The organism is Oceanospirillum sanctuarii, assembly GCF_002150805.1.
In the GTDB taxonomy this organism is placed as follows: Bacteria; Pseudomonadota; Gammaproteobacteria; order Pseudomonadales; family Halomonadaceae; genus Oceanospirillum; species Oceanospirillum sanctuarii.
Window position 1 is genome coordinate 155,964 of the sequence record NZ_MTBA01000003.1, and the last position, 24,227, is coordinate 180,190.

At 51.6% G+C, this 24,227-nt stretch carries 23 protein-coding genes; 9 read left to right on the forward strand and 14 right to left on the reverse strand.

Features of this window, described 5'->3' with window-relative positions:
* Positions 1 to 31: 31 nt before the first annotated feature.
* Genes hepT through BV405_RS04525 form a run of 3 tightly spaced genes read right to left on the reverse strand, consistent with a single transcriptional unit; the run spans position 32 to position 1,384 of the window.
* A complete protein-coding gene (gene hepT / locus BV405_RS04515) occupies positions 32 to 433 on the reverse strand; it encodes a type VII toxin-antitoxin system HepT family RNase toxin (RefSeq protein ID WP_086479680.1) in 402 nt (133 codons plus the stop codon).
* Positions 426 to 827, reverse strand: a complete 402-nt coding sequence (gene mntA, locus BV405_RS04520; protein WP_086479681.1) for a type VII toxin-antitoxin system MntA family adenylyltransferase antitoxin — start codon at positions 825 to 827, stop codon at positions 426 to 428. The genes hepT and mntA overlap by 8 nt, the downstream gene beginning before the upstream one ends.
* A gap of 32 nt (positions 828 to 859) precedes the next feature.
* Positions 860 to 1,384: a DUF3087 family protein gene (locus tag BV405_RS04525; RefSeq protein ID WP_086479682.1), complete on the reverse strand. Its 525-nt coding sequence runs from the start codon at positions 1,382 to 1,384 to the stop codon at positions 860 to 862.
* Between the two features lie 127 nt (positions 1,385 to 1,511).
* Between BV405_RS04525 and BV405_RS04530 the strand changes: the two genes are divergently transcribed.
* Both BV405_RS04530 and BV405_RS04535 read left to right on the forward strand, forming a co-directional pair.
* The gene (locus BV405_RS04530) at positions 1,512 to 2,990 is read left to right on the forward strand and encodes a sigma-54 interaction domain-containing protein (RefSeq protein WP_245832237.1); all 1,479 of its coding nucleotides are present in this window, start codon (positions 1,512 to 1,514) and stop codon (positions 2,988 to 2,990) included.
* A gap of 202 nt (positions 2,991 to 3,192) precedes the next feature.
* Positions 3,193 to 4,839: an acyl CoA:acetate/3-ketoacid CoA transferase gene (locus BV405_RS04535; protein ID WP_086479683.1), complete on the forward strand. Its 1,647-nt coding sequence runs from the start codon at positions 3,193 to 3,195 to the stop codon at positions 4,837 to 4,839.
* Positions 4,840 to 4,924: 85 nt separating this feature from the next.
* Here BV405_RS04535 and BV405_RS04540 read toward each other — a convergent pair whose 3' ends face one another.
* The gene (locus BV405_RS04540; RefSeq protein WP_086479684.1) at positions 4,925 to 5,227 is read right to left on the reverse strand and encodes a hypothetical protein; all 303 of its coding nucleotides are present in this window, start codon (positions 5,225 to 5,227) and stop codon (positions 4,925 to 4,927) included.
* Between the two features lie 257 nt (positions 5,228 to 5,484).
* Here BV405_RS04540 and BV405_RS04545 point away from each other — a divergent pair, with 257 nt between their 5' ends.
* The 3 genes from BV405_RS04545 (at position 5,485) to BV405_RS04555 (ending at position 8,665) form a co-directional block, all read left to right on the forward strand.
* Positions 5,485 to 6,051, forward strand: a complete 567-nt coding sequence (locus BV405_RS04545) for an RNA polymerase sigma factor (protein WP_086479685.1) — start codon at positions 5,485 to 5,487, stop codon at positions 6,049 to 6,051.
* The gene (locus tag BV405_RS04550; RefSeq protein ID WP_086479686.1) at positions 6,030 to 6,758 is read left to right on the forward strand and encodes an anti-sigma factor; all 729 of its coding nucleotides are present in this window, start codon (positions 6,030 to 6,032) and stop codon (positions 6,756 to 6,758) included. Before BV405_RS04545 ends, BV405_RS04550 begins: the two co-directional genes overlap by 22 nt.
* 278 nt (positions 6,759 to 7,036) lie before the next feature.
* Positions 7,037 to 8,665 carry a methyl-accepting chemotaxis protein gene (locus tag BV405_RS04555; RefSeq protein WP_176330047.1) on the forward strand — a complete coding sequence of 543 codons (1,629 nt, stop codon included), beginning with the start codon at positions 7,037 to 7,039 and terminating at the stop codon, positions 8,663 to 8,665.
* A gap of 210 nt (positions 8,666 to 8,875) precedes the next feature.
* On the opposite strand, the gene BV405_RS04560 is transcribed toward BV405_RS04555, so the two are convergent.
* The 4 genes from BV405_RS04560 to BV405_RS04575 all read right to left on the reverse strand — a co-directional run bounded on the left by BV405_RS04560 (position 8,876) and on the right by BV405_RS04575 (position 12,022).
* Positions 8,876 to 9,613, reverse strand: coding sequence for an ABC transporter permease (locus tag BV405_RS04560; protein ID WP_086479688.1), 738 nt, complete (start codon positions 9,611 to 9,613; stop codon positions 8,876 to 8,878).
* Positions 9,613 to 10,302 carry an ABC transporter permease gene (locus BV405_RS04565; protein ID WP_086479689.1) on the reverse strand — a complete coding sequence of 230 codons (690 nt, stop codon included), beginning with the start codon at positions 10,300 to 10,302 and terminating at the stop codon, positions 9,613 to 9,615. The genes BV405_RS04560 and BV405_RS04565 overlap by 1 nt, the downstream gene beginning before the upstream one ends.
* An 83-nt stretch (positions 10,303 to 10,385) precedes the next feature.
* On the reverse strand, positions 10,386 to 11,135 hold the full coding sequence (locus BV405_RS04570; RefSeq protein WP_086479690.1) for an ABC transporter substrate-binding protein: 750 nt from the start codon (positions 11,133 to 11,135) through the stop codon (positions 10,386 to 10,388).
* Positions 11,136 to 11,248: 113 nt separating this feature from the next.
* A complete protein-coding gene (locus tag BV405_RS04575) occupies positions 11,249 to 12,022 on the reverse strand; it encodes an ABC transporter ATP-binding protein (RefSeq protein ID WP_086479691.1) in 774 nt (257 codons plus the stop codon).
* Positions 12,023 to 12,300: 278 nt separating this feature from the next.
* Between BV405_RS04575 and BV405_RS04580 the strand changes: the two genes are divergently transcribed.
* Together BV405_RS04580 and BV405_RS04585 are read left to right on the forward strand one after the other, a co-directional pair.
* The gene (locus BV405_RS04580) at positions 12,301 to 12,540 is read left to right on the forward strand and encodes a hypothetical protein (RefSeq protein ID WP_086479692.1); all 240 of its coding nucleotides are present in this window, start codon (positions 12,301 to 12,303) and stop codon (positions 12,538 to 12,540) included.
* A 183-nt stretch (positions 12,541 to 12,723) separates the two neighbouring features.
* The gene (locus tag BV405_RS04585; RefSeq protein ID WP_086479693.1) at positions 12,724 to 13,488 is read left to right on the forward strand and encodes a CBS domain-containing protein; all 765 of its coding nucleotides are present in this window, start codon (positions 12,724 to 12,726) and stop codon (positions 13,486 to 13,488) included.
* Positions 13,489 to 13,648: 160 nt separating this feature from the next.
* On the opposite strand, the gene BV405_RS04590 is transcribed toward BV405_RS04585, so the two are convergent.
* The 6 genes from BV405_RS04590 to BV405_RS04615 form a co-directional block, all read right to left on the reverse strand.
* Entirely contained in the window at positions 13,649 to 14,608 is a 960-nt protein-coding gene (locus tag BV405_RS04590) for a ProQ/FINO family protein (RefSeq protein WP_176330048.1), read from the reverse strand.
* Positions 14,609 to 14,662: 54 nt separating this feature from the next.
* Positions 14,663 to 15,187 (reverse strand): dihydrofolate reductase, encoded by a 525-nt coding sequence (locus tag BV405_RS04595; protein WP_086479695.1) that lies wholly within the window; start codon positions 15,185 to 15,187, stop codon positions 14,663 to 14,665.
* 124 nt (positions 15,188 to 15,311) lie between these two features.
* The gene (locus BV405_RS04600; protein ID WP_086479696.1) at positions 15,312 to 16,163 is read right to left on the reverse strand and encodes a thymidylate synthase; all 852 of its coding nucleotides are present in this window, start codon (positions 16,161 to 16,163) and stop codon (positions 15,312 to 15,314) included.
* 113 nt (positions 16,164 to 16,276) lie between these two features.
* Positions 16,277 to 17,068, reverse strand: coding sequence for a prolipoprotein diacylglyceryl transferase (gene lgt, locus BV405_RS04605; RefSeq protein WP_086479697.1), 792 nt, complete (start codon positions 17,066 to 17,068; stop codon positions 16,277 to 16,279).
* A gap of 51 nt (positions 17,069 to 17,119) precedes the next feature.
* Positions 17,120 to 17,908, reverse strand: a complete 789-nt coding sequence (locus tag BV405_RS04610; protein ID WP_086479698.1) for a sulfite exporter TauE/SafE family protein — start codon at positions 17,906 to 17,908, stop codon at positions 17,120 to 17,122.
* A 94-nt stretch (positions 17,909 to 18,002) separates the two neighbouring features.
* Complete coding sequence (locus BV405_RS04615; protein WP_176330049.1) at positions 18,003 to 20,483, reverse strand: response regulator; 2,481 nt, start codon at positions 20,481 to 20,483, stop codon at positions 18,003 to 18,005.
* Between the two features lie 173 nt (positions 20,484 to 20,656).
* Between BV405_RS04615 and BV405_RS04620 the strand changes: the two genes are divergently transcribed.
* The gene (locus BV405_RS04620; RefSeq protein WP_086479700.1) at positions 20,657 to 21,457 is read left to right on the forward strand and encodes an NRDE family protein; all 801 of its coding nucleotides are present in this window, start codon (positions 20,657 to 20,659) and stop codon (positions 21,455 to 21,457) included.
* A gap of 60 nt (positions 21,458 to 21,517) precedes the next feature.
* A complete protein-coding gene (locus tag BV405_RS04625) occupies positions 21,518 to 24,199 on the forward strand; it encodes a L,D-transpeptidase family protein (RefSeq protein WP_140054467.1) in 2,682 nt (893 codons plus the stop codon).
* The last annotated feature ends 28 nt before the right edge of the window (positions 24,200 to 24,227 follow it).

Consider the following 24,227-nt stretch of genomic DNA (forward strand, 5'->3'; position numbering starts at 1 on the left):
CTTTTCCGACTAAACAGCTCAAAAATGGGCTTTAAAGATCAACCACCTGGCGGGAAAAGTCCTCAAAGTCGATCAGATGTTTCTTCACCACAGCAACCACAATATCCAGATTCAAAGCCTGATAATCGTGTACTGCGATATTACGTAGCCCCACCATTTTTTTGAGCTTTTCGCCACTATCGGTATGTATCAATTTAGCCTGAACCATAATTTCAAAACTGTCTCTGGCTGACTGAGGAATCCCCAGTGAGCGCTGGCGAATAATATGATTGCAGATATCGATTGAAGCTTCGCAGGCTCGCTGCAAATTGAGGATGACAGAGTCTTGCTTGGTGAAGTTGCTGCGAAATTCCGTCTCGTCAGTAAACTCTTCTCTGATACGATTCAGGCAACGACGGATTGTCGCCAGCTTGTTCACAACAACATCATTCATCTTTCAGCTCCCCGATAAAATCCTGCAGAATCCCTTCTCTGGACTCCTGTAGCCGACCGTACATGCTGTAAACCTGCATCTCAAAAACGTCCGCATCATACGGTTTGCCATATAAACGAACGCCCTGAGTCACAACCTGCATGCGCATTACCGTTGAGGCTTCGGCAAGGTCGATCAGATCAACATCAGCACCCAATTCAGAAGCCAGTGCCTGGGCTAACTCCCAGCGATCCAATGCAGCCATGGGCTTTTGTGCAAGAAAAGCGATATCCCAATCACTTGCTGAAGTTGAGCATCCCTGAGCCCTTGAGCCAAAAAGATAGGCCAGTTTCAGCCCCTCAATCGAATGAAGGGTCTGCTCTATCAAAGCTGATTCAGATTTGCTGATCGCCATAACCGATTCAGACTCCCGAATAACAAAGCGGTTTAATCCGCATGCCGCTTGGCAATAGCTTCAATAAACTCCGGCTGCAGATCCACCAGAGCTTCTTCTTTCAGAGCATCCGACAGGCCTTCGTAAAAAACATCCCGCTCTTTAATCAGTTCGGAATGGCCGTACTCATTGCTTTCCAGATAGTAGACCTGCATCAGTCCTTCATAATAGAAACGCAGGATACGCTGAGCATCCTCATCATCTGCTTTTACTGCTTTTTTCAGCAGATGCATACGGTTGGTAATTCGCGCCAGCATACGTTTCAGGCGGAAAACATAGAGCAGGTCGGTCAGGCGCGGGTCATTTTTGTAGAAGGAGAACACCAGACTGGTCACCAGAACACCAACAATCACACCCGCCAGATTGAGATAGAAGTTTCCACCTTCAGGGTTACCCCAGGTCAGCACCAGAAACTGGCCACTGGCCATCGCTGTAACCGCAAAACAGACAATCAGCACCAGACTGACTTTTCGGCTCAGCTTTAAATAGTTTTGTTTATCAATCTCTTGTATCTGCATGTTTCCCTCTTATCAGGTGAAATAGCCACCTCTTGATCCGCCGTGCTATTTTAGCCCTAATTTGATGGTGGCACCCAGCAAAGGTTTCTCAATCGAATAAAAACAAAGGCTTGAGACGGTATAACTGATGACCCCGAAAAATCTGATGCACCTGCTTTCCAACGATCACGCGTCCCATATTCTGCTGGAACAGCTGACCAACGCCTGTCAGGGTTCGCTGGTGATCGATCGTCAGTGCCGCATTGTCTGGATCAGTGATGCTTACCGCAAACTGCTGGATCTGCCTGCAAATCTTGATCCTGCCGGGATGCCGGTAGAACAACTGCTACCAACCTCTCAGATGCCAAGGGTGGTGCAGACCGGTAAGCCGATGTTTGTCGATCTTATGGAGATCAACAACCACTGGTGTGTGGTCAACCGTCTGCCGTTACGCAATGAAGCCGGTGAGGTAGTCGGTGCTTTAGGGCTTATCTTCCACAACGATCTGGATGAACTGCAGCCGCTGTTTGATAAGTTTGCCCGTCTGCGCCGGCGCTTTGAAAAAGAGAACCTGCTGCGAACCAGTCGCTATCAGCTGGACGATATTATCGGCCAGTCGCCTCAGATCACCCAGATGAAACGTCAGGCGCAGCGTGCTGCTCAGCTGGATACCACACTGCTGTTATTAGGCGAGACCGGCACCGGTAAAGAGCTGCTGGCACAGGGGATTCATCAGGCATCCCCCAGACGTAACGCCCCTTTTGTCGGCATCAATATGGCGGCACTGCCGGAGCCTCTGGCAGAAGCGGAGCTTTTTGGCACCGCAGCAGGTGCCTATACCGGTGCCGACCGCAAAGGCCGGATCGGTAAAATCCAACTGGCGGATGGCGGCACCCTGTTTCTGGATGAAATTGCCGAGATGCCACTGGCGATGCAGGCCAAACTGCTGCGGGTGTTACAGGAGCGGGAAGTTGAAGCTCTCGGTTCCAACCGCCTGATCAGCGTGGATGTCCGCATTATCGCGGCCACTTCCAAGAATCTTGCCGAGCTTGTCGAGCAGGGACAGTTCCGCGCCGATCTTTACTACCGGCTGCACGTTCTGCCGATTCATCTGCCTCCTCTTCGCCAGCGGCAGGGAGATATCGCTCTGCTTGCGCAACATCTGCTACAGGATATTCAGCGCCAGACCCACCTGCCGGAACTACAGCTGTCAGAATCCGCACTAGGCTGGCTTAGCGATTATCACTGGCCGGGCAATGTCAGGGAGCTGCGCAACCGTCTCGAGCGGGCCTGCGTTATGGCCGAAGGCGAACAGATCAGCCCGCAGGATCTGGGGGCTGACGATCCTATCTCGGCACTTGATCCTTCGGCGGCGCTTCAATCTTTCGTCTCACCCGTCACCCAAGTCGTATCAAATGCCAGTGATCTGCAAAACGATGCAGCTCCTGCTAAACCAACACCAACGGATCTGAAGAGTCTTCAGCAACAGCATGAATGCCAGCTGCTGCAGGAAGCACTTAATCGCCATCAGGGTAATCGCACCGCCGCAGCACAAAGCCTTGGTATCTCACGGGCAACCTTCTACAACCGTCTGAAACGATGCCAAGATAAAACGTCTAATAATTAAGAAATCGTCCAGCTATTTATACATTTTTAGCCTTAAGCTAGACACAAAGCAGCTCTATCAAATCGATCAAAAACTCTAACCCCTTGTTTTCACAGACCTTCAGCAAACTGGCCTGAACCTTGTAATAACAGACTCCAGATCCGGCTCGGACAGAGCCCTTTTTTACAGCTATCAAAACAAAAATAATCTGAGAGTTCTGACAATGGATAAGTTAATCAGCGCCGAACAGGCGGCTCAGCTCATCGACGACAACGCAACCATCTCCACCGGCGGCTTTATCGGTATCGGTTTCGCCGAAACACTGGCGAAAGCGATTGAGAAACGCTTTCTGGAAACCGGCCATCCCAACAATCTGTCTCTGGTGTATGCCGCAGGTCAGGGTGACGCCCAGACCCGAGGGCTTAACCATTTTGCCCACAAAGGTCTGGTGAAGAAGGTTCTTGGCGGGCACTGGGGGCTGGCTCCCGGCCTTGGCCGTATGGCGATGAATAATGAAATTGCTGCCTACAACCTGCCGCAAGGTGTGATCTGCCATCTCTATCGCGATATCGCTGCCGGCAAACCCGGCACTCTCACCCGTGTGGGCTTGCACACCTTTGTCGATCCCCGTCAGGATGGGGGCAAGGTGAATCAGGTCAGCGAAGAAGATCATGTGCAGCTGATGCCGATTAATGGCGAGGATTACCTGTTCTATAAAAGCTTCCCGCTGGATGTCGCCCTGTTGCGTGGTACTACGGCGGATGCTGAAGGCAATATCTCCATGGAGCGTGAAGCCCTGCCATTAGATGGTCTTGCCATCGCTCAAGCGGTGCATAACAGCGGCGGCAAGGTCTTTGTTCAGGTAGAACGCCTGACCGAGCAACATCAGCTGACACCGGATCGGGTACGTATTCCGGCAAGTCTTGTGGATTACGTTATCGTCGCCCCAGCTGAAGATCATCCGCAAACTTTTGCAGAGACCTACAACCCAGCCTATACCGGTGAGATTCGCGTTCCTCAGACTCAGGTTAACCCGGTCACTCTGGATGCCCGCAAGGTGATTGGTCGTCGTGCTCTGCTGGAGCTAAAAAAAGGTGGCGTGATCAATCTGGGTATCGGCATGCCTGAGATGGTGTCTCAGGTAGCCGCAGAAGAAGGCCTGCTCAGCAGCTTTACCCTTAGCGTTGAACCAGGAGGTATCGGTGGACAACCGGCCAGCGGCCTCAGCTTCGGTGCGGTGACCAATGCGACCTCGGTAGTGGATCAGCCTGCACAGTTTGATTTCTACGATGGTGGCGGTCTGGATCAGGCATTTCTGGGTCTTGCGGAAACCTGCCCGGAAGGACACGTTAATGTCAGTCGCTTTGGCCCAAAACTGGCCGGGGCCGGAGGCTTTATCAATATCACCCAGAACACACAGGAAGTCTTTTTCCTGGGCACCTTTACCTCAGGTAAACAGGAGCTGACCTTTGAAGGTGAATCCCTGCAGGTGATCAGCAACGGCCAGCAGAAGAAGTTCTGTCAGTCGGTACAGCAGATTACTTTTAACGGGGAATATGCCGCCCAGAAAGGTCAGAAGGTGACCTTTATTACCGAACGCGCCGTATTCCGCCTGACTGAACACGGCCTGCTACTCACGGAAATTGCACCGGGAGTCGATCTGGAAAAAGACATTCTGGCACAGATGGATTTCACACCGGAGATTGCAGAAGACCTGATCGAGATGGATCACCGCCTGTTCCGCAAAGGCCCGATGAATATCCGCTATCCGGGAAGCACGCCGGTAAAGCAACTGCGCTCGATGTTTAAGGAAGTCGCTTCCCATCGGGCGACCGCTTCAAAAACAGAAACAGCGGCATTAGCGAGCTAATACAGCTCGCAGTCCGTCAACAAAAAGGGCTGCCTGTCAAAATAACAGGCAGCCCTTTTTTGTTCTGAGCCCATACAACAAAGAGTCAGTGACGGGTCTCACCACTCACCGGCTGGCCGGTCATCAATTTGGTGACGTATTCAGCGCGACTGCTGCTGTTTACAGTCCGCTCTTTCTCGTTACACCAAGCGATCAGCTCTTCCACATCCACCGGAACCTTAACCACTTCAATGCCTTTGGCAGAGAAGGTTTCAATCATCTCTTCAGTCTTTGCTGCCCACTCGTGCCAGTCGCTTTCCAGCATATCAGCATCATCAGTCACTTCCAGAAAACGCTGCCACTGATCTTCTTTAATCCAACAAATACCTGCCTGATGCTGCATCGCCATAATCCTGTCCTGTTTTATTCTTTAACGGGTAACGCTTGATACCCTATTCGTCTCTGACCCAGTCAGAACGAGAAAAATTAATCAGATCAAACCCTAACACAGTTTTACCGGCTATTTCAGTGTCGACTGAATGCTTTATCCGGTCTTGTGATCTGAGGCAGCCTCCTCAGCCTGCTAACAAAAAGCCTTTTGCAAAGAGCGCTTTCTGCCAGACTCCGATTTAGTGCACAATGAAGGCACGATAAAAGAGAGTGATTATGAAATCAGAGACTCCGGATCCAACTCATCTGCAAAAGCTACTGACCCGCTGTCAGCAACAGGAGCCGAAAGCACTTAAGGTTCTGTATAAAGCAACCTCTTCGCATCTGTTTGCGGTTTTGCTGCGTATCTTACGCAATGAGAGCCATGCGGAAGATTGTCTGCAACAGGTCTACCTGAAAATCTGGAACAGCGCCGGACAATACAATCCCGAGATCGCCCGTCCGATGACCTGGATGAACACCATCGCCCGCAATCAGGCTCTGGACTGGTTACGCCGCCATAAAAATGATCAGTTCAATGACAGTGATGAGGTTCTGGTACAACAGGCTGATCACGCAAGCCAGACTGATCATCTGGCACAGCAATGGCAGGACTCCGGTCACGTGCATCGGTGCCTGAAAGAGCTGAAAGAGGCTCAGCGCCAATGCATTGAACTGGCCTACTTTGAAGGCTATAGCCATCAGGAGCTGTCCGAGCGACTCGACCAACCGCTGGGCACTGTAAAAACCTGGATTCGTCGTGGTCTTGAGAGGTTGAAAACATGTCTGAGCCCAATCATGTAACTGAACCCTATGACCTGACTTCGCCGGAACAGCGCCATCTGGCCGCCGGGGAGTACGTTCTTAACACCCTGTCTACCCGGGAGAAGGCCTCCTTTGAAGCTCTGCTGGCTTTCAGCCCGGATCTGCAGGCTGATGTTCAGCAATGGCGGGAAGATCTGCAGATTCTCGATACCAGTCTGGATCCTGTTCAGCCGCCTGCGCGCTTGTGGAAAAAGATCGAACAGCAGATAGAGCCTGCCCGGAGTGGCTTTAGCCTGAAGTTCTGGCAGCTATCTGCGATGGTTTCTTTCTCCTTTGCACTGGCTCTGGCAACGGTACTGCTATTTAAACCGCCCATGATCAATGCCGATACCGCCGACCATCTCTATGTGGTGAACTCTCCGGAAAAAAATCCGGCCTGGTTGGTTAACGCCAGCATGGATCGCAGCCACCTGATGGTGCAGACGGTTAAACCCGCCTCAATTCCCGATGGCAAAGTCTGCAAACTCTGGCTGAAAGTGGGTGATCAGTACGCCATGGTAGGTACTCTGCCCCATTCCGGACTGATCAAACTTGATGTGCCCCAATGGATGCAGACTCAGTTGGTCAATGCCCAGATTATTGTCAGTGTTGATCCGATGAATTCGGATAACAATCCGGACGAGATGGGACCTGTGGTGGACAAAGGTGGCTTTATGCCTCTGCAGGGTTCGTTACGCCGGTTTTAATCTTCCGGATTGTATTCCGGAAAATGCCCCAAAGCGGTGCCGGATGTGCACCGCTTTTTCTTGCCAAGCTATTGTTTTCCAATAGATATAACTGAAAACTGTCTTAGGGCAATTTTCCAACAAAAGGATCACCGCCGGAAACGCTGAATGTAACAGAAAGTTTAAACATTCACTGCTAGAATGATCTGAAAACCTAATGCACGGATGCACCCCTTGGCCTGACGCTTTGATGTTGCATCTGCATTGATAATCAAGCTCACATGCCCCGAGGGAGTGTTATGAATCTTCAGGAATTTACGGTAAAGGCCCGCCTTTACTTTCTTATAGGACTGGCTGTGGTAGCGATGGCTATTCTGCAGTTTATGTCCCTGCAGGATCACCGGGATGCTCTTTTTGAAGACTCCAATCAGAAGGTGAAAGCTCTTGTAGAGTCTGCCCACACTATGATTTCCGGTTACGCCGCACTGGCTAAATCCGGCGCAATGTCTGAAGCAGAAGCCAAGGCGGCCGCCAAACGCTCTGTTCAGAATATGATCTATGCTGACGGCGAATACTTCTTTGTACTGGATTACGATGCTGTAACCATCGCCCACGGTGGTGATGCCAAGGTAGTTGGTCGTGATCTTTCCGGTGTTAAAACTCAGGATGGCCAGTTTGTCTTTAAAGATATCGCCAATCTGGGTCGTCAGGGCAAAGCTGATGGTTTCTTCACCTATCGTTGGCCAAAAGCCGGCTTCAACGAGCCGAAGCGCAAAACCTCTTATGTTAAAGTACTTCCGGAGTGGCAGTGGGTTGTCGGTTCCGGTGATTACATCTACGAAATCGAAGAACTCTTTGTTGATGAGCTGATCCACGCAGCCGTTCAGCTGGCAGTGGTACTGGCGATCATGCTGGCCGTTGCTATTGCTATCACCCGCTCCGTAACCGAACCTCTGGCTCAGGTCAGCAAAACCATGGATCAGGTTGCCAATGGAGACCTGAGAGTTCGCGTGAATATGACAGGTAAAGATGAACTGAGCAGCATGTCCCGCTCAGTGGATCACACCCTGCAAACCTTCCAGGACCTCATCTTCCTGCTGACCAGCTCCGTTAACCAGCTACAGGGCGCAGCGGAAGAGCTGGCCTCGACTGCCGAGCAAACCAGTACCGGTATCCGCCGCCAGTCTGAAGAGACTGACCTGCTGTCTACCGCGATGAACGAAATGTCTGCAACCGTGCAGGAAGTGGCGCATAACGCCAGCGCCAGCGCTCAGGCAACCAACGCAGCCGATGAAGAAGCTGACGAAGGTAACCACGAAGTTGAAGACACCGTCAGAAAGATCACTCATCTGAACCATGAAGTGGAAGAAGCGTCCCGCGTTATCCGCGCTCTGGAGAGCGATACCGAAGAAATTGGTACCGTTCTGGAAGTGATTCAGGGTATCTCCGAGCAAACCAACCTGCTGGCACTTAACGCCGCTATTGAAGCAGCCCGTGCCGGTGAAAGTGGTCGTGGTTTTGCGGTGGTTGCTGATGAAGTTCGTCAGCTGGCACAGCGTACTCAGGACTCCACCAAAGAGATCCGCGACATGAACGACCGTCTGCGTAGCGGTGCCCGTAACGCAGTGGAAGTAATGGAACGCAGCCGTAAGTGGGCTGAAGAGTCTGTAGAGGCCGCAACTCACGCCGGTGAAGAGCTGAAGATGATTGTTCAGCAGATGCAGACTGTACGTGATATGACCGCTCAGGTAGCTACTGCGACTGAAGAGCAAAGTGCCGTTGCTGAAGAGATGAACCGCAATCTGGTGAACATTGTGAACGTATCTGCCGAAGCAGCAACAGGTTCCGATATGGTTGCCGCCAGCAGTGAGGAGCTGTCGCAACTGGCAGTTCAGCTGCAGCAGAATATCTCCCGCTTTAAGTGCTAAACAAAGGGATAAAGTGCTCCTGACTTAACCTATTGCAGCTCCGGGGTTTCCCTCCACTTCGGAGCTGTCGGTTAACGAAGCAGCACAATAGCCCCGTAAATCAGCACAGGCATAGACAAAAAAAGCCCCGGTTCCTGACTCATTACAGAGTTCAGAAACCGGGGCTTTTTCATATCCCTTAACTGCTTATCTCTTAAGCTATTCTTCCGCTCAATCCTTGCTTAGCAGCTGAGAATCCAGACCTTTTGGCTTTTCATTCGGCCAATGCTGGTGGCGATTGAAGTAACGCTCCAGCATGCGGAACAGAAAGATAATCAGAGCACTGATAATCAGATACATCACACCCGCTGCTAGGAAGATCTCCAGTGGCGTATAGGTACGGGCGATAATGGTACGCGCCATACCGGTCAGATCCAGCAGAGTGATAGTAGACGCCAGCGCACTCCCCTTCAGCATCAGAATCACCTCGTTACCGTAAGATGGCATCATGATGCCAAAAGCACGGGGCAGAGTGATACGACGCAGCATTTTCGGATAGCTCATACCCAGCGCCTTAGCCGCTTCAATCTCACCTTTCGGAATCGACTGAATCGCACCACGCAGCAGCTCTGCAATATAGGCTGCAGTGTGCAAACCAAAGGTGATCACAGCACACCAGTAAGGCTCACGCAGAATCGGCCACAGAGACGACTCTTTAATCCATTCGAACTGAGACGCGCCGTAGTAGACCAGAAAGATCTGAATCAGCAGCGGTGTTCCACGGAAAAAGAAGATATAGGCGTAAGGCAGCGCACGTACCCATATATTGTTGGAGACACGCAGCAGCGCCAATGGAATCGCCAGCAAAACACCGATCAGGCCTGAGAACAGAACCAGTTCCAGCGTCAGCAGCGCGCCGTCCATCAGTTTCGGGATATTTTCCCAGATAACAGTCCAGTCCCAGTTCATTAGCGTGCCCCCTGATAACCACGATTGGCGAAGCGTTCCAGATAATACAGACCCGCCATAGAGATCGAGGTCAGGAACAGATAGATACAGGCAGCAGCCACATAAAAGGTGAACGGCTCTTTGGTATAACCTACTGCCACAGCCGCCTGACGCATCAGTTCATTCAAACCGATCACAGAAACCAGTGCGGTGTCTTTCAGCAATACCAAAAAGAGGTTACCTAAACCGGGCAGAGCAATACGCCATACCTGAGGCAGAGTCACTCGCTTAAAGGTCTGGTACTTGGTCATACCCAAAGCAACTGCCGCTTCTTTCTGACCTTTAGGGATCTCCTGCAGCGCACTACGGAACACCTCGGTCGCATAAGCACCAAAGGCGATACTCAAGGCAGTAACACCCGCCACAAAAGGGCTGAGTTCGATATATTCGTCATAACCAAACTGACTGGCGATCGCCATCAGAACAGCAGACGAACCAAAGAAGATCGTCAGAACCAGCAACAGCTCAGGCATACCCCGGACAAACAGGGTGTAACCGTTACCGATTGCTCGGAGAACTTTTGAAGAGGACACCTTGGCAGATGCGCCCAACAAACCAAAAATCAGGCCTACTGCCAGACTGCACAATGCCAGCTGCAGCGTAACCCAGGCCCCGCTGATGAGCAGGTGACCAAAACCTTGCAGATCCATAGGAGATACCGATGACGTTAGGGATAGGTTGAAAAAGTAATGGCCGCTTGGCGGCCATTACAGATCAGACGAAACGCCCGGTCTTAGTAGATAGAGAACGGGAAGTACTGCGCGTTAATGCGGTCGTAAGTACCGTTTTCAAGAATCGCTTTCAGAGCTTTGTTCATTTTCTGACGCAGCTTGTCGTTCTTACGAACAGCGATGCCGATCTTGTCATCGATATCGATCTTCTCGCCTTTGAACTCAAACGCCTGACCTGCGTCAGAACGCAGCCAGTCGTATGCAGGCAGCTGGTCAGATACGATCGCATCCAGACGGCCGGAAGCCAGATCCAGGTATGCATTGTCCTGAGTGTCATACAGCTTAACGCTTACTTTGTCGCCCAGGTTATCTTCCAGGTACTGACCTGCGATAGTCGCACGCTGAGCACCGATCGCTTTACCGGATACTTTCTCAGGAGAGAACTTGCTCTTCTTAGGTGCAACGAAGATCAGGCTGTTGGAGTAGTACGGGTCGGTGAAATCAACCACGCGGCTACGCTCAGGAGTGATGGACATACTTGCGATGATCGCATCGTACTTACGAGCCATCAGACCCGGGATAATACCGTCCCAGTCCTGAGCAACGATGGTGCAATCTGCTTTCATCTCTTCACAAAGCGCTTTAGCGATATCAACATCGAAGCCTTTCAGCTCACCAGACTCATCGATGTAGTTAAAAGGCGCGTAGGCACCTTCGGTCGCGATGCGGATTTTGTCCGCCGCCATGCTGAATGGAGCGGTCAGGGTAGCCGCAACAACGGCCACTCCGGCCAGAGCGTGTTTCAGATTCATTGTGGATTCCTCTTGGGATTTATTTTAATTATCGCTGTGCGCCGTAAAGGAAGTTCTCACCCAACGGGCACGGTTTTTAACGCCATGGTAAGGCACCATAAGCAGTAAAAATCTTAAATATGGCTACTCAAAAACTCGCGGCAGCGCTCTGAATCAGGATTACCGAATACTTTCTCCGGTGGACCCACTTCCTCAACCTGTCCCTGATGCAGGAACACGATCTGGGTTGATACATCACGGGCAAAGCGCATCTCGTGGGTCACGATCAGCATGGTACGGCCTTCAGCTGCCAGATCACGCATTACCGCCAGCACTTCGTTAACCAGCTCAGGATCCAGAGCAGAGGTCGGCTCATCAAACAGCAGCACCTGAGGATCCATCGCCAAAGTACGGGCGATCGCAATACGCTGCTGCTGACCACCGGAAAGCTGGCTCGGATAGTTATGACGCTTATCGTACAGACCAACCTTCTTCAGCAGCTCTTCAGCACGGGCAATCGCTTCATCTTTGCTACGCTTTAAAACATGTACCGGCGCTTCAATGATGTTTTCCAGCACGGTGCGGTGCGGCCAGAGATTGAAATTCTGGAATACAAAGCCGATCTCGGAACGCATACGTTCCAGCTGCTTCTGATCTGCAGCTTCCAGTTCGCCGTCTTTGTTCTTTTTAAGCTTTAGGGATTCACCGGCTACGGTAATCGTACCGGATGAAGGGGATTCCAACAGATTGATACAACGCAGGAAAGTACTCTTTCCGGAGCCGCTGGAACCTAAAATTGAGATGACGTCTCCGTCACGGGCTTGCAGGGAAATACCTTTTAAAACTTCTAAGGAGCCATAACTTTTATGGAGATCTCTGATTTCCAGAGCAACAGGCGCGTCGGACATGGGGTGCGCTTCCTGGTATCGAGTGAATTGTGGATGTTTTTTATTAATTTTAGTTCGGCGTATTAGACCAAGGTGTCATTTTTAAAGCAATCGTATGAAATTTTCCAGTCAATTTTCCTGAGAGGTCCGCTGAGTGAAAGCTAAATGTTGCGACTTCCCAAAAAAAGACAGGATAAGTTTCCTAACTTTATAGAACGTGCATAAAGACTGTGACAAATAATCACTTGTAAACCATATTTTACATACGGTTTTAGAACCCCTGAGTGGGAGGTGACTCGATGAAATCCTTCAAAAAATGGTTTGATCTTCCCTGGATGCAGAACAAAACACCGGATGATAAGCACTTCTACCGCCGGGGGTTTACCCGTCAGTACCTGGCACGGAAACGTCGGGTAAAGGAGCTGTGGATCGGTTCCGGTATTCTTGCTCTGACTTTTCCAGTCCCGGCCTTCCTGATGATTCTTGGTCTCTTGTGCTGCTTTCTGAGCTTTGCATTTCTGGACGAGTACCCCCTCTGATCAGCAGACAATATTACCTTTCAAACCTGACTTCGTAGAGCCGCTGCAACCAGGATCATTTTGTTAGCTTTGCAGTCAAAGTTGTTAACAGATGTAAATCTATTGACCCTGCGGCCGATAGATAGCCTGTGTGGTTGATTGTGTGATTGATAAGAGTGCCCGAGTCAGGTTTAGGAGAAAGTCATGGTATTTGCCGTTTATGAACAGGGGATGAGAATCCACACCCCGCGCAAAACGCTGCTTGGCCGGCGCGGCATTGATGCCCTGCAGGAGGCCAAGCATACCCGTCGTTTGTCCGATACTGACAGTGATTCCAGCCACCTCGAACGCATGGCAGAACGCCCTTTTGAGCAGATTCAACGCAACGCGATTCAACGCCGGGAAGAAGACCTTCAGGAGCGGGAAGAGGGTCAGACCGGAGAGGAACAAAGCAAAGATGCCAAGTCGGAGAGTAAGGTTGAACTGTCCCGCAAAGCCCTGAAAGCCTACTCTTCCACAGAGCAAAGCCACAGCCACGGTGAACGTCCGGCAGTCAGTGCAGCCATGATCATGTCGACACCTATCGTATCTGCCGAATTTGATCAGAACCTGCAGCAGGGCTGGCGACTGATGCAGCAACATCAGGTACATCATCTCCTGCTGCTGAACCGCAAAGGTGCTTTGATGGGACTGGTATCCGACAAGGATATTCTCAAGGTCACCTCAGGGGTTGGTGATATTGAACTGCAAGGGCGGACCGCTGATGAAGTGATGCTGGGCGATCTGATCAGCCGTAAACTGCTGACCGTAAGCCCGGATGCGTCACTGCTGGATATCGCTCACGCCATGCTGGAGCAAAAAGTTTCCGCCATGCCTGTGGTAACAGCAAAAGATGAACTGAAAGGTATTATCACTCGCACTGATCTTCTGCAGGCGATGATCAACGGCAAGCTTGAAGCCTGGTACTGAAAAGTTAGGTGCTAATTACGGTTTAAAGTAAAGAACCTACTTTTACAGGTCGCTTCAGCGACAAAAATATTAAATAAATGTCACAAAAAATCCCCTCACATGGAGGGGATTTTTTATTTTCGGCGCTATTAACGCCCATTTGAGACTCAGAAAACGAGGATTATTTCTTCGTCACCAGCTGAGATAGCTTATTGCTCAAACGTTTTTTCTCTTCTTTTGCCCGTGCAGCTTTCTCTTTCTCAAGTCGCTGCTGACGGATCGTTTCCAGCTGATCTTTAGCGTGACCAGCCTCTTCTTCCGTCACAAAACCCGCGTTATTACCGGTCAGATCCATACGCACCGCACCGGTTTTCAGCACCCGAAGATAACGGGGACTGCGTACATAACCGGCCAGAGCTCGGCGAATCCAGTGATCCGGCAGGGATTCACTCTGCGCCAGATCTTCATGGATACCGATCTTAAGGGGCTGAATAGTCACCGTTGAGAAGGCTTTCGGGTAGCGTTCACTCCAGCCAGCCAGAATCGACTTGGCATCAAACTTATCCGGTGTTGATTCTTCTTCAGCTTCAGTCACCCTTGTTGAAACGGCTCCGGTTGCAGCCTCAGCCGCAGGCCAGTCCGCAGGATCCAGCGTTTCCCGGATCAGACTACGGATCGCTTCTGAACTATCCAGCAGAGAACCGTCAATCAGAGCCTTAAGGCGCTGCTGCAGATCCGCCATGCGCTGCTCAAGGGTCTGGTGCTCGCCCTGAAGACTCTCAAGTTCGGTACTGAGGCGTAAGTTTTCCGACTGCAGCTCTTCAACAAGACCATCATCAACAACTGAAATTGCTTCTTCCACCGAAGGGGCTTCAGGCTCTTCGGCAGCCTGTTCCACAGCAGCTAAAAGCGCAGCTTCCTGAGCGGCTTCAAGTTCCGCTCTGGATTCCGCAAGACTGCGTTCCAGATGATCACAACGCTCCTGCAGATTCCGGTTCTCTCCCTTGAGCCCCGAGCAGGTCTGATTCAACTCCGCAATTTTCTGGTGATGGCTTTTCAGCGCCTGAAAACTGTTATCCGCCCGTTCGCTGAGTTCATTGAACAGGTGATCTAGTGTGCTGGCTGATGAATCACTTGGCATGGGCAATACCCTATCCTTCATTTCTACGGCGGCCTTACCGGCTGTTACGCCATGTTACCCTGCTGGTTGATAAATATAAAAGCCATAATCGTACTCACCGGTGCCTTCCTTTTTGCACTCTTCGCGGGAGACTTCCTGCCACTGGCTTTCATCGTATTCCGGGAAGAAGGCATCGCCTTCAACCTCTGCGTGAACCTTGGTGATATAGAGTTTATTAGCATAAGGCAGTGCCTGCTTATAGATATCAGCACCACCCATAATGATGATCTCTTCACCACCATCGATCAGACACTGCTGGTCCGCACGCTCCAGCGCCTCTTCCAGTGAGTGCACCACCACACAACCTTCAGCAGTGAAAGCCGTATCACGGGTGACAATGATATTGGTACGACCCGGCAGCGGGCGGCCAATGGATTCGTGGGTCTTACGTCCCATGATCACAGGCTTTGCCCAGGTGCACTGCTTAAAAAACTGCAGATCTTTTGGCAGGTACCAGGGCAGTTTGTTGTCGATACCGATAGTACGGTTCTCTGCCATCGCCCAGATCAGGGCTACCGGTGCATCCAGTTCTAACGCCATTTTACTCTCACTTTTTATCGATGCTGCTGATGGCGGGGCAGAAGTTAACCTTCAGCTTTCACCATCGGCATAAAATTCCTGATGCTTTACTCAGACTTGCAGGTTCAACAACCCACAAAGTGGATCAGACCGAAAACGGATACTGAATCGCGTCGTGGTGCTGATAACCCAGCACTTCAAAATCATCCAGCGTTACCCAGGTTTCCAGATCTTCCAGTGTTTTGATCTTAGGATTGATCTTCAGCTGAGGTGACGGGAAAGGTTCACGTTTCAGCTGCACATCACGCATCAGTTCCAGCTGATCCTCATAGATGTGGGCATTCACAATCTTGTGATACGCCTTACCCGGCTGATGACCTGTGATCTGCGCCATCAGCGCCAACAGGGTAAATACCTGAACCTGATTAAAGTTCAGCCCCAGCGGCACATCACAGCTACGCTGGGTACTGTTCAGGTAAAGCTTACCGCCCAGCAGGGAGAAGTGATGGCTGTACATACAAGGACGCAGACACCCCATATCGAACTCACCCGGGTTGTAGAAATTCAGAATTTCACCCCGGTCGTCAACGCCACGGCTCAGATCATCAACGATCTTTTTCAGCTGATCCAGATACGTGCCATCCGGCTTTGCCCAGCTACGACCCTGAACACCATAAACCCGCCCCATATCATCCTCACCTTTGCGGTGCGGATTATTCAGCCAGCTTGGATTGTCGTTGGCATTGGCGTTCCAGGTGTTGCAGCCGATAGCCCGGAACTCGGCAGCACTGCTGTAACCCCGCAGGTAACCCAGCAACTCTGCAATCGCCGCTTTCCAAAAGCTTTTCCGGGTGGTGATCAGTGGAAACTGATTGTTTTCCACATCGTATTCCAGATCCGCATTGATAACCGTCAGGCAGCGTTTGCCGGTACGTTCGTTATCAACCCAGATGCCTTCTTCCACGATGCGACGACTAAGATCGAGATACTGCTGCATGGGGTATTCCAGAGTTTAAAAATTCAGGGGCGCTATTTTACGTTAGCGCGCCCTTTTGCAAAGAACTAAAAAGACGTTTACCGGACTTAAAGGCAGATGTGCTGTAAAACAGATCAGCCTTTCTGATCCACAATCGCCTGTTTTCTGCCCCAGGCGATCAGTGCGAGACCACCGAGAATCATCGGCAGGGACAGGAGTTGCCCCATGGTCAGCCAGTCGAAAGCGATAAAACCCAGATGAGCATCCGGCTGACGGACAAATTCCATCACAAAACGGAAGATGCCGTAACAGGTCAGAAATGCGCCGGAGATCACACCGCGCGCCGGACGGGTACGATCCAGCAGATTCAGAATCACAAACAGGGCGACACCTTCCAATGCAAACTGATACAGCTGGGACGGATGCCGGGCCAGATTATCCACATGAGGAAATACCATACCCCAGGGCAGATCTGTCGGGCGCCCCCAGAGTTCGCCACCAATAAAGTTACCCACACGACCAGCACCCAGGCCGATCGGCACCAGAGGGGCAATAAAGTCAGTTACGGTGAGCATATTGGCGTTCATACGGCGGGCAAAAATGATCATGGCGACAATCACGCCCAACAGACCACCGTGGAAGGACATACCGCCTTCCCATACCCGGAACAGCCAAAGCGGCTCTGCCATAAAGCGATCAAAGTTATAGAAGAAAACATAGCCAAAGCGACCACCCAGCACCACACCGACCGCACCGTAGAAGATCAGATCACTGACATCATCCCGGCTCCAGCCCAGACGATGTGCTCTTTGTTTGGCCAGCCACCAGGCTCCGGCAAAGCCGATCAGATACATCAGGCCATACCAGTGGATTTTTAGTGGCCCTAACGCCACCAGAACAGGATCTATCTGTGGGTACTGCAGCATGAAATAACCTTAATGTTCACTTTGATAGCGGACCTAACGATCAGCTCAACATTAACTTAACAGGAAGCGACTGCCGATAATCAGCAGCAACACGGCAAAAATACGCTTCAGGGTATCGGAAGGCAGACTATGCGCCAGCTTGGCACCCACTTTGGCGAAGATAACGCTGGTGGAAACAATGCCAATAAAAGCCGGCCAATAGACATAACCGGTGGCGTATTCCGGCAGTAGCGGGTGTCCCCAGCCCTCTTCGATATTCACCAGTGCACCTACCACCGCAATCGGCAAACCAACAGCTGCAGATGTGGCAACCGCCGTCTGCATCTTCACATTACACCAGCTCAGGAAAGGTACGGTCAGAGAACCGCCACCAATACCAAAAATGGCAGAAGCCCAACCGATCACACCACCTGCAGCGATCAGACCCGGACGACCCGGAATGGTTCGGCTTGCCTTGGGTTTCAGCCCCAGCCCCATCTGGAAAGCGATCACGATGGCAAAGACACCGATCACTTTCTGCAGCAGATCTCCACTCATCATACCGGCGGTTTTAACACCCAGAGCAGAACCAAAAACGATGCCGATCGCGATACCGCTGAACCAGTCCCAGCGCACAGCGCCTTTGGCATGGTGAGCTTTGACCGAACTGATTGAGGTGACCACAATCGTTGCCAGCGAGGTGCCCACCGCCAGGTGAGTCAGCACCTCAGGAGAGATTCCTTGCGCGGTAAAACTCAGAACCAGCACAGGCACAATAATCAGACCACCGCCGATACCAAACAGACCAGCCAGTGTTCCCGCTGCGGCTCCAAGAGCCACATACATTAAGAGCGTTTCCATAAATCTTATGTTCCAGACAGAAAAACCGACAGCTGGGACTCAGTCTGTCGGTATAGGGTATTAAAATTATTATTCAGTACAGGGTATCAGAGATTCAGGCCGGAACCTGCCCCTCTTCGTACTGTTGTCGCCAGTGATCAACCCGGGAGCGCAGCTCAGAAGGGTGATAGGGCTTCGCCAGATATTCGTTCATACCGGCATCAAAGAAGCGCTGACGCTCACTTTCCAGCACATTAGCGGTTACGGCGATAATAGCAGCAGGGGATAGCTGCATCGCTTTCTCCCGCTCGCGCCAGCGGATGGTCGTTTCGATGCCATCCATCTCCGGCATAAAGATATCCATCAGCACAACCTGATAGGTTTTCTCAGTCATCAGTTCCAGCGCTTCCTGACCGCTGTTCACCACATCCACCTCGTAACCGACCTTTTGCAGGGCAGATTTCGCCAACATGGTGTTTACCGGACCATCATCCACCACCAGTACATGGGACTGCTTCTGCTCGCCCTTGGGCTTTGGAGTCGGTGGCGCATCAGGATTTTCCGTTACCCAGTTATCCCGGGTGAGGTACATCAGGGCATCAACTTTCTCTTTCAGCAGCAGACTCAGACGCTCACGCTGATCCGGCTGCTCTCGTAACTGTTCTGTCAGGCTCACCAGATTCAACAGCGGCCCTTCCAGTTCTCGTCGCATCGCCTGCAGATATTCTGTCTGCAATTTGGATGCTTCAAGAGCACGGTCACGATCAAACTTCATCTGATCCCGCGCCTGATACTGATCCGACAGATCCATCAGCAAACCCACCATAGGTCGGCCACGACCGTATTCACGGCGGGAACTGTCGATTCGCCCCCCCTCAATACGGGATAGCTCACCACGGGAGCTTTCTGAACGGGAATTATCCGTTGCACGGGACAGTACTACAGATACCGGATGACTTTCTTTGCTGGCACTGGTCAGAACCAGCTCTTTGGAATAGGAACCGTCATCGGGCGGTGTCACCGGAATAAACTCCGTCAGCAGATGACCTTTCAGCTCCGCTTCACTCTTGCCAAAGAACTGCTCGAAAGCACGGTTGCAGCCCTGAAGGCGGTACTCACTGTCGGTATCAAAGACCGGCATAGGAATGCTGTTCAACAAACTGCGGAAATGATCATTCTGTTTGTGGCAACTGGCCTGATACTGATCCAACTGCTGCTTCAGGGTGTCGTTTTCCTGAGCAAAACGACGCAGCAGATCGGCAATATTCTGAATCTCAGTGACCGGACTACTGAGGGTTTTCTGAGGCATCGCCTTGCCTTCCAGTGCTGCCCGGGCAACGCCATCAAAATACTCCAATGGCCCCTGCATCTGCTGATAGAGTTTACGGCTGCGGGATTTGTGAATCCCCAGGTGCAGCGCAAACAGGATCAGGATCAGTAACAGAACAAGCAATCCGATATCTTTCAGGTAACCGGCAAAGCCCTCTGCCTGGGCGTAAAGTTCTTCCTGAGGTGTCACCGCCAGCAGCTTCCAGCCCGTTAAAGGCACAGTATTCCAGGCCACAACACTTGGGCGGTTCAGTTCGATCTGCGCCAATCCTGCCTGCTGATGTGCGACCAGTCGGGACAGATCGGACATCTCCGGGCGTTTATAGAGATTAAACAGTTCCGGTTTAAATTCATTGGTGGTGACATGACGGAAACTGTATTGACCGTCAGTCAGCTCTTTCAGGCCAAAGTCTTCTTCCCCTTCCGGTGGCAACGCCAGAATGTTGCCATCTTTGCCGACCAGAACCGCATAACCGGACCAGGGCTGAGGCAGAGAGAACAGATTGCTGATCAGAGTTTCAACGGTCAGATCCAGGCCCACAACCGCTTCCAGACTATCGCCGTCATATACCGGCGCAATATGGGAGATGATCCAGCCAAGACCTGCCGGATCAAGATAAGCATCGGTCCATACCGGCTGACGCTGCGGGTTATGGGTTTTATCCGCCAGGTAATAGAAACTGAAGGTGGTCAGATCCAGATCCGGTGCAAACTGAGCATGCACATCCTGATAGGGATAGAGCAGATTAAGGTTGTCAGGAGTATTCAGATAAACCTGTTTCACCAGCTGGTTGGCTTGCTGAAGGTCTGCAAACAGGTAGCTCAGGGGAAGTAACTTGCGGGCTTTCTCTTCACGGGACGACAGATCACGGGACTGGGTGGAGTAATAAACTGCAACACCGCCGTCATCCTGCGGCTTCATCAGTACGTTGCCCTCGGTGTAATCCAGAGGCGTTGTCCAGTCACCGGGCTGATCTGAGGTCAGCGTTCGTTCAGTCTGACGCTGCAAAACCTGCAACTGACTCTGTACTGAACTCAGTCGGGCATTAACCCAATCGGTCTTGGATTGCAGCGCCCCGATCAGCTGTTGCTCGTATTCTTTGCGGGCGGTGTTTTGCTGGTTAAGCCCCAGCAGAAAGAAGGTTCCCAGCAGGAGAATCAGAAAGGCAGCGTTGACAAAAATCAGCTGCACCATGTTAGAGCGCACGTAGGCTTTGTAGATCCACTTTTTCAGTGAGATACGCAACGGTTGATCGGTCTCTGGCATGGGCTTCCCTGAATAAACCTTTCCGGCAGAATTCATTTCTGAAGAGAAAGTATCATACACTGTCTGCAACGACATTTTCACTTACATTTAAGTGATCAGCCTCAGGTTCCGGCCGGTTACAGCATGCGTCATCGCCGCCTGATCCAGACACACTTTTTATCCGGGCTTCTGTTATGTGTTTAATTCTTTTTTCCTGGCAAAAAGATCAGACCTATCCGTTGGTGGTCGCAGCAAATCGTGATGAGTTTTATCAGCGACCTACTGCGCCACTTGCCTGCTGGAACAACAGCCCGGTTATCGCGGGCCGTGACCAGCAGGCCGGCGGCACCTGGATGGGCATCACTGAAAGCGGTCGCTTTGCTGCGGTAACCAACTATCGTCAGGCTTCAGAGATGAGCAAAAGTTATCCTCTGAGTCGGGGAAAACTCTGTCAGGACTTTCTTGAAGGGTCTATGACTCCGGAAGCATTTCTCAAGGAGATCGCTTCCAGCGCCATGGATACCGGTGGTTTTAATCTGCTGGTGAGTGATGGCGAAACTCTTGGCTATGGCTGCAATCGCTTTGGTGCTGAAAGTGGAGCGGCTTACTACGACTTTGACGCCAATCTGCCCGCCGGAGTTTACGGATTAAGCAATCACCGACTGGATACCCCCTGGCCCAAAGTGCGTCACAGCAAGCAGCTGATGGAAGAGTTTATGGAGGAGCTGACCGCCTCCCATTATCCTCTGAACGAGAACCATTTTTTGGCAGTTGTCGCCAACGATGAAGAGGCTGCAGACCACGAATTACCTGATACAGGCATAGGTTTGGCTAAAGAACGCTTTTTATCTCCATCTTTTATCCGATCCAGTATGGACTATGGCACAAGGGCCAGTACAATACTGATCCGCAACCACTCCGGGCGGCAAACTCTGATGGAACAAACGTGGCATCCGGGTGGACAAAGGGGAGTACGAACTCTGATCTGCCTGTGAGCTGTTTCTGATCCCGGGCCGAGTTTTCCAGCCATCGATTCATATCCGGAAGGTAGTCTTTTGTTCAGGTTTTCTCCGTCTACCGTAACCTCAATTTTCGGCGTGCGTGCTGCGGTCACCGGCATTCTGTCCGGGCTTATTTTGAGCCTGATGCTGGCAAGTCCAGCTCATGCCACCCTGTCCACATCTACGACTACGGCAGCACCTGCGCCAAAAGCTGTCAGCAGTATCAGTAATATTGAAAGTGCCTGGATCGGCGTGACCCTGCGCAGCCGTTTTGATAATGCCACCACGGATTTTGCCCCCCAGATCGCTCCGGCTTATCTGGATAATGACTTTAAACATATCTGGCTGGATGAAACCGGTGAGCCGGGCGCTGCAGCTAAAGAGCTGATCCGGCTGGTTCGTATCTTTTCGGCCCTTGAAACGCCGGATAATCCTCAGCACTGGCTGAAGCCTTATCAGAGCTTTCTGACGTTCCAGCAGCAACCCATGGATCTGGCACTGCCCCGCTATCTGCTGGCCACCGACCTGCTCTACAGCGAGATGTATGCCCGACTGCATTACGACATCGCCACCAATCGCTTTATGGCGACTGACGCAGGCACTCAAAGCACAGGTCGTAATCGCGTCACGAAAACAGAAAAAGCTGAACTGCTGAAACTGGAAAAAGAGCTGAAGAGCGCCTCCCTTCTGCCAGCAATCGAGCGGGAAGCCTATCTGCAGGCTCAGATCAGAAACCTCTATCCGAAAGCCGACCAAACTGCCGCACTGCTGGAAAATCTCGGCTACTGGCAAACACAGCTGGAAAAGCCATGGCCGCAACTGTCTGAAGGTGAGCGCCTCGACCCCGGCATGATCCGGGAAAGCTGGATGCCCGCTCTGATCGAACAGCTGCAACGTCTTCAGGTTTTACCTCAGGATTACCAACCGGATTTTCCGGGTCGCTACGACAATCAGCTGGTGGATGCGGTAAAACGTCTGCAGACACAACACGGACAAACCGCTGACGGTATTATCGGGCAGCAAACCCGTCAGCTCCTGAATCTGCCGCCTCAGGATAGAGTTCTGAAACTGGCCGACAACTTCCGCCACCTCTATCAGCAAACTAACTTGCTGAGCCTCTTTGATGAGCGCAAGACCGAGTTCGCCGCTCAGATTGCACCGGCTTATCAGGACAATGGCTTCAAACCTATCTGGCTGGATAAAACAGGCAAGCCCGGTAAAGCCGCAAAAGAACTGACCCGACTGGCGACTGTCTTTGCCACCATGGATCTGCCCTCAAATCCGCATCCGTGGCTGAAACCTTACCGGAACTTCCTCTATCCGAAGCAGGTTCCGCTGGATCTGACGCTACCCCGTGATCTGCTGGCAACGGATCTCCGTTACAGTGAGATCTATGCTCAGCTGCGTCACGATATTGCCACCGAACGTTTTATTCTGGCGGATGAAGATGACGACCATCAGGAATACCGCTATGGCGGAGTTGCCCTGAACAGCTTTCAGTCAGCACCTAAGCCCTGGATGGAAGATCTGAAGCTGGAACTGAAAATGGCTTCAGCTATGCCGGAAGCCAAGCGCAACAGCTATCTGGATCGTTTGATTGGCAAACTCTACCCGACGGCACAGCAAACCAAACCGCTTCTCAGTGCCCTGACTTACTGGCGCAGCCAGTTAAAAACGCCCTGGCCGAAGCTGTCTATGGGTGAACGTCTCGACCCGGGTATGATTCGCGAGAGCTGGATGCCGGTTCTGATCGAACAGCTGCAACGCCTGCAGGTTCTGTCCAAGGATTACAAACCCGCCTTCCCGGGACGTTATGACGGCGAACTGGTCGCAGCGGTGAAGAAGGTGCAGGCCAGCCACGGCCAGACTGTTGATGGCATTATCGGCCTGCAGACACGCCGGGTACTTAACCTGTCGCCTGAGAAGCGTGTGCTGCGACTGGCGCACAACTTCCGCCGCCTCTACCATCTGCCAGCCAAGCTGGGTAACCGCTATATGATGATCAATATGGCGGACTACAAACTGGAACTGGTGGAGAAGAACAAACCCACCATGGAGATGCGGGTAATTGTTGGCTCGCCGGAGCACCGTACGCCGATTATGAAGCAGGCGCTGACCTCAGTGATCCTCAGCCCACGCTGGAATATTCCGCAAAGTATTGGCGTGAAGAGCATCCTGCCGAGGGTAAAAAACAACCCCAACTATCTGAAAGATCGTGAGATGCAGATTGTTGATGGCTGGAACACCCCTGCTCAGGAAGTGCCGTTAGAACAGATCAACTTTAACGAGTTTGAGGAAGACCCGGAGCAATTCCCTTACCGTTTTGTGCAGTTGCCGGGCAAATACAATCAGCTGGGCTATGTAAAATTCCGCCTGTCGAACAACAAAGCGATCTATATGCACGATACCCCAGCCAAGCATCTGTTTAATCGTCGCGACAGAGCCATGAGTAACGGCTGTGTGCGTCTGGAAGATGCGCTGCCTCTGGTGGATCGTCTGCTGGCTGATAAGCCATGGGGCTGGACCGAAGACAGAGTACAGGAAGTGTTGCGATCCAAAGAGGAACGCTATCTGAAGATGGAACCTTTGCTGCCGGTTTATCTGATGTACTGGACCGTTTGGCAGGATGAGAACGGCACCCTGCAATGGCGGGATGATATCTACAGCAAGGATCATCTGCCGGGACCGGAACAGGTTGAAAAGCTTCTGATCGCCGCTAAAGAAAAGAATCAATAAACAATAAATAAAAAAAAGACCCGCGAAA

Excerpts from the sequence above, each read along its gene's own strand:
- BV405_RS04615 (WP_176330049.1), bottom strand. The coding sequence starts at position 20,483 with ATGCCAGAGACCGATCAACCGTTGCGTATCTCACTGAAAAAGTGGATC.
- lgt (WP_086479697.1), bottom strand. The coding sequence starts at position 17,068 with ATGCTGCAGTACCCACAGATAGATCCTGTTCTGGTGGCGTTAGGGCCA.
- BV405_RS04590 (WP_176330048.1), bottom strand. The coding sequence starts at position 14,608 with ATGCCAAGTGATTCATCAGCCAGCACACTAGATCACCTGTTCAATGAA.
- BV405_RS04530 (WP_245832237.1), top strand. The coding sequence starts at position 1,512 with ATGACCCCGAAAAATCTGATGCACCTGCTTTCCAACGATCACGCGTCC.
- BV405_RS04560 (WP_086479688.1), bottom strand. The coding sequence starts at position 9,613 with ATGAACTGGGACTGGACTGTTATCTGGGAAAATATCCCGAAACTGATG.
- BV405_RS04535 (WP_086479683.1), top strand. The coding sequence starts at position 3,193 with ATGGATAAGTTAATCAGCGCCGAACAGGCGGCTCAGCTCATCGACGAC.
- BV405_RS04595 (WP_086479695.1), bottom strand. The coding sequence starts at position 15,187 with ATGGCGTTAGAACTGGATGCACCGGTAGCCCTGATCTGGGCGATGGCA.
- BV405_RS04550 (WP_086479686.1), top strand. The coding sequence starts at position 6,030 with ATGTCTGAGCCCAATCATGTAACTGAACCCTATGACCTGACTTCGCCG.
- BV405_RS04610 (WP_086479698.1), bottom strand. The coding sequence starts at position 17,908 with ATGGAAACGCTCTTAATGTATGTGGCTCTTGGAGCCGCAGCGGGAACA.
- BV405_RS04600 (WP_086479696.1), bottom strand. The coding sequence starts at position 16,163 with ATGCAGCAGTATCTCGATCTTAGTCGTCGCATCGTGGAAGAAGGCATC.
- BV405_RS04555 (WP_176330047.1), top strand. The coding sequence starts at position 7,037 with ATGAATCTTCAGGAATTTACGGTAAAGGCCCGCCTTTACTTTCTTATA.
- BV405_RS04580 (WP_086479692.1), top strand. The coding sequence starts at position 12,301 with ATGAAATCCTTCAAAAAATGGTTTGATCTTCCCTGGATGCAGAACAAA.
- hepT (WP_086479680.1), bottom strand. The coding sequence starts at position 433 with ATGAATGATGTTGTTGTGAACAAGCTGGCGACAATCCGTCGTTGCCTG.
- BV405_RS04575 (WP_086479691.1), bottom strand. The coding sequence starts at position 12,022 with ATGTCCGACGCGCCTGTTGCTCTGGAAATCAGAGATCTCCATAAAAGT.
- BV405_RS04570 (WP_086479690.1), bottom strand. The coding sequence starts at position 11,135 with ATGAATCTGAAACACGCTCTGGCCGGAGTGGCCGTTGTTGCGGCTACC.
- BV405_RS04585 (WP_086479693.1), top strand. The coding sequence starts at position 12,724 with ATGGTATTTGCCGTTTATGAACAGGGGATGAGAATCCACACCCCGCGC.
- BV405_RS04525 (WP_086479682.1), bottom strand. The coding sequence starts at position 1,384 with ATGCAGATACAAGAGATTGATAAACAAAACTATTTAAAGCTGAGCCGA.
- BV405_RS04565 (WP_086479689.1), bottom strand. The coding sequence starts at position 10,302 with ATGGATCTGCAAGGTTTTGGTCACCTGCTCATCAGCGGGGCCTGGGTT.
- BV405_RS04620 (WP_086479700.1), top strand. The coding sequence starts at position 20,657 with ATGTGTTTAATTCTTTTTTCCTGGCAAAAAGATCAGACCTATCCGTTG.
- BV405_RS04540 (WP_086479684.1), bottom strand. The coding sequence starts at position 5,227 with ATGGCGATGCAGCATCAGGCAGGTATTTGTTGGATTAAAGAAGATCAG.
- BV405_RS04545 (WP_086479685.1), top strand. The coding sequence starts at position 5,485 with ATGAAATCAGAGACTCCGGATCCAACTCATCTGCAAAAGCTACTGACC.
- mntA (WP_086479681.1), bottom strand. The coding sequence starts at position 827 with ATGGCGATCAGCAAATCTGAATCAGCTTTGATAGAGCAGACCCTTCAT.